Source organism: Amycolatopsis keratiniphila subsp. keratiniphila, from assembly GCF_001620365.2.
Taxonomy (GTDB): domain Bacteria; phylum Actinomycetota; class Actinomycetes; order Mycobacteriales; family Pseudonocardiaceae; genus Amycolatopsis; species Amycolatopsis keratiniphila.
The window spans coordinates 1-11,503 of the sequence record NZ_LQMT02000034.1 but is presented as its reverse complement, the minus strand read 5'-3'; the positions used below and the strand labels follow the sequence as shown (position 1 = coordinate 11,503).

The following is an 11,503-nucleotide window of genomic DNA, read 5'->3' as shown; positions in this document are numbered from 1 at the left end:
TCGAAATCGCATATACAGGCATGAACCGGACAGTCGGACGATGTGGAACGTCCCTTGTGGACGCTTCTTCGACCCCGGCCTTGGCTTGACCAACAGCGACATCACGTGTTGCGAAAGCCACTTTCCCAACCATCAACGTTGCGAAAGTGGCTTTCGCAACACGTCAGGCCACACGGCCCGCCCGAAAGGTGGTGAAGGGCCCCTTCTCTACCTTCAGCGTAGGCAAGGAGGCCTTCACCGCCTGGGCAGATCAGGTCCTTCAACGTTGCGAAAGTGGCTTTCGCAACACGCCACCCTCGCCGAGCCCAAGCCTCATTCCCGGCGAGCAGGCATGGTGACGACGAATCCCGTGCTGCGCCCCAGATCGTCCAGCAGCCAGCCCATCCGTTTGGCCGTCCGCAGGATCAGCGCCGAGTCGACGATCGACAGCGGCGCCAGGTCCTGTTCCAGATGCTCCTGCATCCGCATCGATTCCTCGATCGAGCGCATCCACGTGGTCACCAGCAGATTCGCCGGGCCGGGCAGGCTCGCGATCTGGCGGATGGCCGGGTTCGCCCGCAGCCGGTCCACGCAGTTCGGTACGTGCGCGACGGGCACCTGGCACCACCAGTTGACGACGATCGGCGACGGGGTGAGCCCCTGCGCGATCTCGCATCGGAAAGTCAGCGCGTCGGCGGCGATCAGCTGGCCGAGCTGGCGCCGGACGGTCGACACCGGGCGGCCGGTGAGCCGGGCGAGGTCCGCGGCGGTGCGGCGGCCGTCCTCGCCCAGCGCGGCGGTCAGCGCGGCGTAAGGCTCCTGCCACGGCCGCATCGCCGTCTGCCGCCCGCCCGCGCCGCCGGAAGGCGGCAGCTGGGACAACGCCTGCACACGCCCCCGGTCCAGCGCGCCCACCCGCCACGAGCTGCCTTCGACGTGCAACCGCGACACCAGATGCGAACGGATGTTCAGCACACCAGGCAGCCCGGGGATCGCGTCCAGCAGGAGCGTCGACAGGTCGTGCATGCCGAGACCGAACACCGTCAGCACCAGGCTGTACTCGCGCGAAGCCTCCTCGATGCTGACCACCGACGGCCAGGTGGACAGCTCGCGGATCAGTGCCCGCACCTGGCCGCTCGCGCAGCGGATCTCGACGTACGCGGCCTGGATCCGGGACCGTCCTGGCACGCGCGGATAAGCCGTCACCCAGGCCCCGCCTCCGTCGCGCAGCCGTTCCCACCGTCGGGTCAGCGTCACCGGCGACGAACCGAGGGCTTCGCCCAGCTGCGCCCAGGACGCCCGAGGCCGCAGTTGCAGAGCGTGAATGAGCGAAAAGTCCTCCTCATCCAGCGAATCGAGCATCATTTGCGCTTCCAAGGGCTGATCGTTGAGCGATTCCGACAATTCTAGCCCGATATCGGACGCGGATTCGCACACTCGACGACCAAGACGCCGACGTCCGACGAAGAGGAGATCGACCGGTGGACCTTCACGACGACGCTCGAAGCCTGCAGGACGAGCTGGTCCGGTTGCGGCGCGACCTGCACCGCGAGCCCGAGATCGGTCTCGACCTGCCCCGCACCCAGGAGCGGGTCTTGCGTGAACTCGACGGGCTCGGCCTGGAGGTCTCCACCGGGACGGACACGACCTCGGTGACCGCGGTGCTGCGCGGCGAGGGCACGGCCCGGGATTCGGCCCGGCCGCGGACGGTGCTGCTGCGCGCGGACATGGACGCGCTTCCGGTGGCCGAAGCGACCGGCCTGGACTTCGCCGCCACGAACGGCGCGATGCACGCCTGCGGCCACGATCTGCACACCACGTCGCTGGTCGGCGCGGCCCGGCTGCTGCACACCCACCGCGATCGCATCAACGGCGACGTCGTCCTGATGTTCCAGCCCGGCGAGGAGGGCTGGGACGGCGCGGGCGTGATGCTCCGGGAAGGCGTGCTCGACGCCGCGGGCAGGCGCGCCGACGCGGCCTACGGGCTGCACGTCTTCTCGTCGATGCTGCCCAGCGGGCAGTTCGCCAGTCGTCCCGGCACGCTGATGTCGGCGTCGTACCGGCTGCTCGTCACCGTGCACGGCGAAGGCGGCCACGGGTCGATGCCGCACCGCGCCAAGGACCCGATTTCGGCGACGGCGGCGATGATCACCGCGCTGCAGACGATGGTCACCCGGCGCCTGGACATCTTCGACCCGGCGGTGATCACGGTCGGAGTCATCCGCGGCGGCACCAAGCGCAACGTCATCCCCGCCACCGCCGAATTCGAGGCCACCGTCCGCTGTTTCTCGGACGCCGCCGGCGCGCTGCTCGACACGGCGATCCACGAGACGATCGACGGCGTCGCGCGAGCGCACGGCGTCACCGCCGACGTCGTGTTCGAAAGCGAGTACCCGGTCACCGTCACCGACGTCGACGAGACCGCGTTCGGCGCCGAGGTGGTCCGCGAAACGATCGGCGAGCAGTACTACACCGAACTGCCCAATCCGGTGGCCGGTTCCGAGGACTTCTCCCGGGTGCTGGCCGAGGTACCGGGCACGTTCCTCGGCCTCGGCGCGCTGATGCCCGGGCTCGAGCCGGACACCGCGCCGAACAACCACAGCCCGTACGCCGACTTCGATCCGTCCGTGCTGTCCAGGGCCGCCACCGTCTACGCCGAACTCGCCGTCCGCCGTCTCGACCGTTTCGCCGAAGGAGTCACTCGATGAGCGTGACCGCGGGCAAGGACCGCCGCCGCACCCTGTTCGGGCTCGGCGCGGGCAACGCGATGGAATGGTTCGACTGGAACATCTACGCGACGTTCGCGTCGTTCTTCGCCGCCCAGTTCTTCAACGCGCAGGACGAGGTTTCGGCGCTGTTGAGCACCTTGGCGGTCTTCGCGGTCGGCTTCGCCGCCCGGCCACTCGGCGGTTTGGTCTTCGGCTGGATCGCCGACCGCAAAGGCCGTCAGCTGTCGATGACCCTGACGGTCGCGATCGCCGCCGGCGGCAGCCTCGTCATCGGCTTTTCCCCCACGTACGGCCAGATCGGCGTGTGGGCGTCGGTGCTCCTCGTGGTGGCACGGCTGGCGCAGGGCCTCGCGCACGGCGGTGAGCTGCCTTCGGCGCAGACCTACATCGCCGAGGTCGCGCCGCCGGCCCGGCGTGGGCTGTGGTCGAGCCTGATCTACTTCTCGGGCACGTGCGGCGTGCTCGCCGGGACGCTGCTGGGCGCGGTCCTCTCCGGTGCGCTGAGCCACGAGCAAATGCTCTCCTTCGGCTGGCGGATCCCGTTCGTGCTCGGTGGTGTCTTCGGGATCTACTCGCTCTACATGCGGCTGCGCATGCGGGAAACCGGGGTGTTCCTCGCCGAGGCGGCCAAGGACGGCGCCGCCGGGAAGAAGGCCGAGAAGGGCCGCATCTGGCAGACGATCAAGCAGAACCCGAAGCTGCTCGCGCAGGTCGTCGGGCTGACCGTCGGGGCGACGGTCATCTACTACATGTGGGCCGTCGCCGCGCCGTCGTACGCGATCACCGTGCGCGGCGTCGACCCGACCGGTGCGCTGTGGGCGGGCGTGTTCGCGAACGTGGTCTTCCTGATCGCCTTGCCGTTGTGGGGAAGGCTGTCCGATCGCATCGGCAGGAAACCGGTCCTGTTCATCGCGATCGTGGGGCTGCTCGTGCTGAGCTTCCCGCTGAACGCGATGGTCGGCGACCAGGCCTGGCAGTTGTTCCTGGCGATGTCGATCGCCCTGGTCTTCATGGCCGGGTTCTCCTCCATCGGCCCCGCGGTCTACGCGGAGATCTTCCCGACCCGTATCCGCACCATCGGCGTCGGCGTGCCGTACTCCATCGCGGTCGCGTCCTTCGGCGGTACCGCGCCGTACCTGCAGACGCTCCTTGCGAAGAACGGCCAACCGTCGCTGTTCGTCGTCTACGGCATGGTGCTCATGGTCATCAGCGCCTTGGTCGTCTTCACCCTCCCGGAAACCCGGGGCGTCGACCTGCGCGAGAAGGCGGACACGGAGGTCGAGTCCAAGGCCGTCGCCTGAGCCGTCGGGCCAAGTACGTGAAGGCCCCCTTCCCTCGGCTCAGCCGAGGGAAGGGGGCCTTCACGTACTTGCAGTACTCTGTAGTACTGGGTACTGGGCAGTCGAAGGGGCACCATGGACGGTTTGACCGAGATGCTGAAGGGCACGCTCGAGGGTTGCGTGCTGGAGATCGTCGGCGGCGAGGAGACCTACGGGTACGCCATCACGCGTCGGTTGAACGAGCTCGGCTTCGCGGAGGTGGTCGAGGGGACGGTGTACGCCATCCTGCTGCGGCTGGAGAAGAACGGTCTGGTCCTGGTGACGAAACGGCCGTCCGAGCAGGGGCCGCCGCGCAAGTTCTACGCGCTCAACGACGCGGGTCGCGCGGAGCTCGCGAGGTTCTGGGCGAAGTGGGAGTACGTCACTTCGCGGATCGACAAGCTCAAGGAGGGCGGGAAATGAACTTCTGGGAGACCGTCACCGGCAGTGACCTCACCAGGGAATGGAAGGCGTTCGAAGCGCGGGCGCGGGCGTTGCCCGCCGACCACCGGGCGGCGTGGGAGCAGATCACGGGGCATCTTTCGTCCTATTCGGATTTCACCGGCCGGAACCTGATGCCGATCCTCGACGGTGCTTTGGGGTTGCTGGAGGAAACGGCCGCGGACGGGCAGAGCGTGCACGACGTGCTGGGCGACGACATCGAGGGCTTCTGCGCGGCGCTGGCCGGGGAGAAACGTGGCCGCGGCTATCGCGACCGCTGGCGCCGACAGCTGAACCGGAATGTCGCCAGGAAACTGAAGCAGCTGGGAGGCTGACGTGGGCATCCAGGACATCATCGAGGGCAAGAAGCAGTGGCGTGCGCACGTGGCACGGGTCAAGGCGCTCCCGCCGGACTATCAGATCGTCTACAAGGAGATGCAGAAGTACCTGTTCAAGGTGGGGCCGATCGATCTGGCCGACGGCCCGCTGCTCTCCGGGATCGTGGACTTCTTCGAGGAGGGTGCCGCGTCCGGCAAGGGCGTGCTGGAACTCATCGGTGAAGACGTCGCCGCCTTCTGCGACGACTTGATCAAGGACACGCCGACCTACGCGGACGCCTATCAGGAGTCCATCAGCGGCAAGCCCGGTACGACAGAGCGACATTGACGTTTTCTTTACGGCCGGATCGGCGATTCCCGCCCCGGATCGTTAGTGTCCGCGCACAGAAGATCCGGGGGAGGACAAGGGTATGACCGAGGTACCGGAATTCGCCGTTCCGGAGCGGGTGGACAGCCCGGTGCGGCAGGCGGCGCCGACGGGGAAGGCCGGCCGGTGGCTGATGGAGCACCGGGTCCAGCCGGTGGGGCCGGAAAGTCATGAGGACCACACGACACCGCAGTCGTGGTGGAAGGTCATGTGCCTGACCGGCGTGGACTATTTCTCCACGTTGTCGTATTTGCCCGGTATCGCGGCGCTGGCCGCGGGCGCGCTGTCACCGCTGGCGACGTTGCTGATCGTCGCGCTCACGCTGCTGGGCATGTTGCCGATGTACCGGCGCGTGGCGAAGGAAAGCCCGCACGGCCAGGGATCGGTCGCGATGCTGGAGAACCTGCTGCCGTTCTGGCGACCCGGAATCCACGTCGGCTGACGACAGGCGTCAACAAGAGATCGGGGCCAGGGCGATCGGCGTACTGTTCCCGTGAAATTCGGTCCCGTGTCACCGGGAAGCGGCTCCCTGCGCACGAGGATCGGGTGTATGCGCACCTCGTACCACGAACGACTCGACCGGCTCGTCACCCGGCTGCTGCGGACGTCGCGGCTGGTCGCGGACATGATGGACCGGGCGGGCACGGCCTTGGTCGAAGCCGACGGCGAGCTGGCGCGCGAGGTCATCGCCGACGGCGCGACCCTGGACCGCGTCAAGACGGAGGCGGAGGGACATGCGCACGCGATCCTGGCGTCGCAGTCGCCGGTGGCGACCGATCTGCGGGTCGTCCTGGCGGCGATCCACGCCGTCGGCGACCTCGACCGGATGGGACGGCTGGCTATCCATGTCGCCGAAGCCGTCCATCGCAGGTACCCGGCCCGGGTGGTGCCGCAGGTGCTCGTGCCGCGGTTCGTCGAAATGGGCCGCATCGCGGTGTGGCTGGCGGTGATGGCCGGGCAGGCCGTCCAGAGCCGTGACGCCGTACTGGCCCGCACGCTGATCAGCGTCGACGACGACATGGACGACCTGCACCGGACGCTCTTCACGGTGATCGACTACCAGAACTGGGCCCATGGCACCACGAAGGCCGTCGACGCGGCCTTGTTGAGCCGGTACTACGAACGGTTCGCCGATCACGCGGTGTCGCTGGCGAAGCAGACGACGTTCGTCGTCACCGGCCGTCCGAAGTGGACGGACGTGGTGCCCGCGCAGGGCGGCGCGCGGATCGCGTAGTGCTCGGTTATCGAGAGGTAAGGCATAGGTGTCATGCTCACCCGCCGGCTCCGGATGTTGTGAAAGTGGCTTTCGCAACCTTGAACGTTGTGAAAGTGGCTTTCGCAACACCTCCCGGGGCTCCGCCACCCACCTTCACGGACTTGCCACCCGACAAGACACCTTTGCCTTACCGCTGTTCAGAGCTGTCGCTTGTCGAAGAGGGTCAGACGTTCACTCAGCGACCACAGCTTCCGTACGTCCACGGGATCGACGGCGGCGGCCGCGGCTTTCGCGGGCAACCGGCCGTCGTAGTAGCCGCCGTTGAGCACCTTGGCCCAGGGGTTCGCCAGCCGGGCGACGGGTTCGGCTCCTTCCACGACCGGACGGCCGCGGTAGCTGTAGCCCGGAAGCATCCCGGTGGCGATGATGCCCGGGTGCACGCTGACGGCTTGCCGGACCTTCGGCCGGAACTCGGACAGCGCGGTGGTCATCATGGTGAGCGCGAGTTTGGATTGCGCGTAGGCGGCGCCTCGGTTGTAACGGCGCTTCCAGTTGAGGTCGTTCCAGTTGATCCGTCCGCCGCGGTGCAGCGAGGAGGACACGTTCACCACACGGCTCACCTCGGAGCGATCGAGCGCGTCCTCGAGCAGCCGGGTCAGGAGGTACGGGGCGAGGTAGTTGACCTGCACGGTCTGTTCGTGACCGTCCTTGGTGAGCACCCGCCCGTGCGGTCCGGTGATCCCGGCGTTGTTGACCAGGACGTCGAGGCGGGGACAGGACTCGGTGACGGCGACGGCGAGGTCGATGACCTGACGCAGATCGGTGAAGTCGGCGACGACGGGCCGGAGCCGCCGCGCGTCGACGCCGGATTTCACCAGCCGGGCACCGGATTCGTCGCTTTCCTCGCGGGTGCGGGCATGGGCGATCACCGTGCAGCCTTCGGCGAGGAGCAGCCGGGCGGTTTCGAAACCGATGCCGTCCGATGCTCCGGTGAGCAGGACTGTGGGACTTTCGTTCATTGGTCCATCCACAAAGGACTCATGGGCGCGTTCGATCGCGCCCGGGGGCCGGAAAGATCAACGGCCGGCCGGGGAATCGCCGGTATCGGAGGTATCGCCGACCGGCACCGGATGAGGTGGCCGGTCGTCGTGGCGCACGGCCCACGCGTGCCCTCTGCCCATGACTCCAGCCAAACGCGTCCGCGGCCGGGGAGCAAGATCGGCCGATCCGGTTTTACGGATTCCTTCCGCGGCATCGTTCACCGGGTGGTCAACCGGAAGCGCATCCGGCAGACGACGGCGTCCGAGCGGCGGCGCAGGGCGCGGGCGAGCACGCCGCCCCGCTGGTTCTGCAGGATCCGCTGCCACCAATGCTCCGGTTCGACCTCGGCGATCAGCACGAAGACGTGCCGGTCGCCGACCGTGCGGAGGTGTTCCACCAGCGGCTCGCCGAGGCGGCGGCGTTCGTCGTGGAGCTGGATCAGCGTCACCTCGGGGTGCCACTTCTCCCAGTCCGCGACAAAATCCCGCGCCGCGTGTTCGTCGTCGGGGTGGACGACGTGCACGGCCTCGACCTGGTCGCCGAGCGACAGCGCGGCGGCGAGGGCGTCGCGGGTCAGACGGGAGACGGTGTGGACGGGGACGATGACGAGTGAACGGTGCGGTCGCGGGGGAGCGGGGGTCAGGCCGAGCCCGAGCCGCTCGCCGATCCGGCGGTAGCTGCGTTCCACCCATTCCATGGCCGCCACCAGCAGTGGCAGCGCGACGACGATCAGCCAGCCGCCCTCGCCGAACTTCGTCGTCGTCACCACGATCGCCGCGGCTCCGGTGAGCAGCGCGCCGAAGCCGTTGAGCGTGGCCTTGCCCCGCCAGCCGGACGGGCGGGTGCGCCGCCAGTGCCGGACCATCCCGACCTGGGAGAGGGTGAATCCGACGAACACCCCGATCGCGAACAGCGGGACCAAGGTGTTCATGTCGCCGTCGGTGATGACGAGCAGCACGGCCGCTGTGATCGCGAGGAAGCCGACGCCGTAGCGGTACACCTGGCGTTCGGCGCGCAGGGCGAACACGTGCGGCAGCTTGTTGTGCTTGGCGAGCAACTGGGCCAGCACGGGCAGGCCGCCGAAGGAGGTGTTCGCGGCCAACGCGAGCAGCACCACGGTCGAGAACTGCACCAGGTAGAAGCCGAAACCGTCGCCCAGTGCCGCGGTCGTCACCTGCGAGAGCACGGTGACGCCGTCCACCGGATGGATGGCGAACTTCCCGATCAGCACGGCGATCCCGAGGAGCATCACGCCGAGCAGGCCGCCCAGCGCGATCTCCGCGTGCTGCGCGCGCCGTACCCGGGGCTTGCGGAACGACGGTACGGCGTTGGCGATCGCCTCGACCCCGGTCAGCGCCGCGCAGCCGTTCGCGAAAGCCTTGAGCAGCAACAGAACGCCGACCGTCTGCAGGTTCCGCGCGTGGTCCGGCGCGACGACCGCCGCGGCAGGGCCGGAACGGAACAGGCCGGCGACGATCACGGTCAGGATCGCGCCGACGTAGATCACGGTGGGCACGACGAACACCCGGGCACTCTCGGCGATGCCACGCAGGTTCACGCCGGTGACCAGCGCCAGCACGCCGAGGCACAACCACAGCGTGTACGGCAGCAGGCCGGGGAAGGCCGACGTCAGCGCGGCCACCCCGGCCGCCACCGACACCGCGACGTTGAGCACGTAGTCGACGATCAGCGATGCCGCCGCCACCAGTGAGGCCCGGCGCCCGAGGTAGGTCCGGCTGACCCCGTAGGCGCCGCCGCCGTCAGGGAACGCGGCGATCACCTGGCGGTAGGACAGCGTCAACACGCCCAGCAGTACCGCGATCGCGAGGGTGACCGGCAGGGTGAAGCCCAGTCCCGCGCCGCCGGCGACGGCCAGCACGATGACGATGGCCTCGGGTCCGTAGGCGACCGACGCCATCGCGTCCAAGGAAAGTGCGGCGAGCCCGCCGACGACGGAGAGGCGGTGGCGTTCGGAGCGGCCGGTTCCGCTCTCGGGACGGGTGAGTGTCGTGATCACGCCGTCAGCGTGGGGTTCCGCTCGTCTTCGGTTCGAGCACGTTGACGGGTTCTTGACACCGAATCGGGTGAACCCGATGCCGCACTGACACCCCGGGACAAGCACGCGACCATGAGCAACACGGAAACGAGCGACTGATCAAGGCGGAGACCGGGATCCGCCGTGCGGTACGCATCCCGACAGCTGAACTCGCCGAAGCCGCCGGCTGAAGAACCGCTGACGGCCTTCGCATGCCGAACTGTGCTGTTTTGACGGCACCACTACACGGGGCTTGCGCATCCGGTAGTAGTCAGCGCTACTATGTACCGGTAGTCAGTGATGCTGAGTAGTGCGGAAGGGGGTGGCCTGATGGCGACGCCGGCTCAGGCGATCCGGGTGCGAGGCCTGGAGAAGTCGTACAAGACACTGCATGTGTTGCGAGGGGTGGATTTCGATGTGGAAAGGGGCAGCATCTTCGCCCTTCTCGGATCGAACGGGGCGGGCAAGACCACGGTGGTGAGGATCCTGTCCACGTTGCTCAAGGCGGACGCGGGGACGGCGAGTGTCGACGGCTTGGACGTCGCCACTCGCCCGGCGAGCGTGCGGGAGGTCATCAGCCTCACCGGTCAGTTCGCCGCCGTCGACGAGATCCTCAGCGGACGCGAGAATCTCGTACTCGTCGCCAGGCTGAGGCATCTGAAACAGCCGGGCAAGGTCGCGGACGACCTGCTCGAACGGTTCTCGCTGACCGAGGCGGGCGCGCGGAAGGTCTCGACGTATTCCGGTGGCATGCGCAGGCGGCTGGACATCGCCATGAGCCTCATCGGGAATCCGCCGGTGATCTTTCTCGACGAGCCGACCACCGGGCTCGACCCCGAGGCGCGTATCGAGGTGTGGGCCGCGGTGAAGGAACTCGCCGCCCGTGGCACGACGGTGCTGCTGACCACGCAGTACCTGGACGAGGCCGAGCAGCTCGCCGACCGGATCGCGATACTCCACAAAGGACGGATCATCGTGAACGGCACCCTCGCCGAACTCAAGCGGCTGCTCCCGCCCGCCGAGGTGGAGTACGTCGAGAAACAACCGTCGCTGGAGGACATCTTCCTGGCCATCGTCGGCGCGGACAAGTAGGGGGCACACGATGAACAAGCACTTCTTCGGCGACACCACCGTCCTTTTGGGACGCTCGGTGAAACACGTGACGCGCAGTATGGACACCATCATCACGACCGCGATGATGCCGGTCGCCATGATGCTCATGTTCGTCTACGTGTTCGGCGGTGCGATCGACACCGGAACGGACTCGTATGTGAACTACCTGCTGCCCGGCATCCTGCTGATCACGGTCGCGTCGGGTGTCGCCTACACCGCGCTCAGACTCTTCACCGACCTGAAGAGCGGGATCTTCGAACGCTTCCAGTCCCTGCCGATCGCGCGTTCGGGCGTGCTGTGGGCACACGTACTGACCTCGCTCGTCGCCAACCTGGTCTCACTCGTGATCGTCATAGGCGTCGCCCTCGTCATGGGTTTCCGCTCGGGAGCGGGAGTGGCGACCTGGCTCGCGGTGGCCGGCATCCTGCTGCTGTTCACGCTCGCGCTGACCTGGCTGGCGGTGATCCCCGGTCTCTCCGCGAAATCCGTGGACGGTGCGGGCGCGTTCTCCTACCCGCTCATCTTCCTGCCCTTCCTCAGTTCGGCGTTCGTGCCCACCGCCACGATGCCCGGCCCGGTACGCGCCTTCGCCGAGCACCAGCCGGTGACCTCGATCGTGAACGCCCTCCGTGCCCTGCTCTCCGGCGGTCCGGTCGGCACCGACATCTGGACCGCGCTCGCCTGGTGCGCCGGTCTCCTCGTCGTGGCGTACTTCTTCGCCACGATCACCTACCGCCGCAAGATCTCCTGACCGCCGGGACGCCGACGGTGAGGCTGGTGCCGAGGGGGGAGTGGGAGTACCTTTTCCTCAGGTGCGCCGGGAAGCCTGGTCGGCAGTGATATTCGCCGTCCGGGAAGGGAACGACCCATGCGCAGCGCCACCGGGGAACCCCACGCCGCAATCCAGGCCGCCGGTTTGAGCAAG

At 67.8% G+C, this 11,503-nt stretch carries 11 protein-coding genes and 1 pseudogene; 9 read left to right on the top strand and 3 right to left on the bottom strand.

Features of this window, described 5'->3' with window-relative positions; genetic code table 11:
- Positions 1-312 precede the first annotated feature (312 nt).
- Positions 313-1,344 carry an AsnC family transcriptional regulator gene (locus tag AVR91_RS32160; RefSeq protein ID WP_228709403.1) on the bottom strand — a complete coding sequence of 344 codons (1,032 nt, stop codon included), beginning with the start codon at positions 1,342-1,344 and terminating at the stop codon, positions 313-315.
- A gap of 116 nt (positions 1,345-1,460) precedes the next feature.
- Between AVR91_RS32160 and AVR91_RS32155 the strand changes: the two genes are divergently transcribed.
- The 7 genes and pseudogenes from AVR91_RS32155 (at position 1,461) to phoU (ending at position 6,407) form a co-directional block, all read left to right on the top strand.
- Positions 1,461-2,687 (top strand): M20 metallopeptidase family protein, encoded by a 1,227-nt coding sequence (locus AVR91_RS32155; protein WP_063273409.1) that lies wholly within the window; start codon positions 1,461-1,463, stop codon positions 2,685-2,687.
- Positions 2,684-4,009: an MFS transporter gene (locus AVR91_RS32150; RefSeq protein ID WP_063273410.1), complete on the top strand. Its 1,326-nt coding sequence runs from the start codon at positions 2,684-2,686 to the stop codon at positions 4,007-4,009. Before AVR91_RS32155 ends, AVR91_RS32150 begins: the two co-directional genes overlap by 4 nt.
- A 114-nt stretch (positions 4,010-4,123) precedes the next feature.
- A complete protein-coding gene (locus AVR91_RS32145; protein ID WP_063273411.1) occupies positions 4,124-4,450 on the top strand; it encodes a PadR family transcriptional regulator in 327 nt (108 codons plus the stop codon).
- Positions 4,447-4,803, top strand: coding sequence for a DUF1048 domain-containing protein (locus AVR91_RS32140; RefSeq protein WP_063273412.1), 357 nt, complete (start codon positions 4,447-4,449; stop codon positions 4,801-4,803). Before AVR91_RS32145 ends, AVR91_RS32140 begins: the two co-directional genes overlap by 4 nt.
- A gap of 1 nt (position 4,804) precedes the next feature.
- Positions 4,805-5,134, top strand: coding sequence for a DUF1048 domain-containing protein (locus AVR91_RS32135; RefSeq protein WP_063273413.1), 330 nt, complete (start codon positions 4,805-4,807; stop codon positions 5,132-5,134).
- Positions 5,135-5,216: 82 nt separating this feature from the next.
- Positions 5,217-5,609: pseudogene (locus AVR91_RS32130) on the top strand (amino acid transporter); the annotation flags it as partial.
- A gap of 114 nt (positions 5,610-5,723) precedes the next feature.
- Positions 5,724-6,407 carry a phosphate signaling complex protein PhoU gene (gene phoU, locus AVR91_RS32125; protein ID WP_063273415.1) on the top strand — a complete coding sequence of 228 codons (684 nt, stop codon included), beginning with the start codon at positions 5,724-5,726 and terminating at the stop codon, positions 6,405-6,407.
- A 179-nt stretch (positions 6,408-6,586) separates the two neighbouring features.
- On the opposite strand, the gene AVR91_RS32120 is transcribed toward phoU, so the two are convergent.
- Both AVR91_RS32120 and AVR91_RS32115 read right to left on the bottom strand, forming a co-directional pair.
- Positions 6,587-7,408 (bottom strand): SDR family NAD(P)-dependent oxidoreductase, encoded by an 822-nt coding sequence (locus AVR91_RS32120; protein WP_063273416.1) that lies wholly within the window; start codon positions 7,406-7,408, stop codon positions 6,587-6,589.
- A 239-nt stretch (positions 7,409-7,647) separates the two neighbouring features.
- The gene (locus tag AVR91_RS32115; protein ID WP_063273417.1) at positions 7,648-9,447 is read right to left on the bottom strand and encodes an APC family permease; all 1,800 of its coding nucleotides are present in this window, start codon (positions 9,445-9,447) and stop codon (positions 7,648-7,650) included.
- Between the two features lie 348 nt (positions 9,448-9,795).
- On the opposite strand from AVR91_RS32115, the gene AVR91_RS32110 reads away from it, so the two are divergent.
- Both AVR91_RS32110 and AVR91_RS32105 read left to right on the top strand, forming a co-directional pair.
- Complete coding sequence (locus tag AVR91_RS32110) at positions 9,796-10,557, top strand: ABC transporter ATP-binding protein (protein WP_063273418.1); 762 nt, start codon at positions 9,796-9,798, stop codon at positions 10,555-10,557.
- 10 nt (positions 10,558-10,567) lie between these two features.
- The gene (locus tag AVR91_RS32105) at positions 10,568-11,329 is read left to right on the top strand and encodes an ABC transporter permease (RefSeq protein ID WP_063273419.1); all 762 of its coding nucleotides are present in this window, start codon (positions 10,568-10,570) and stop codon (positions 11,327-11,329) included.
- Positions 11,330-11,503: the final 174 nt, after the last annotated feature.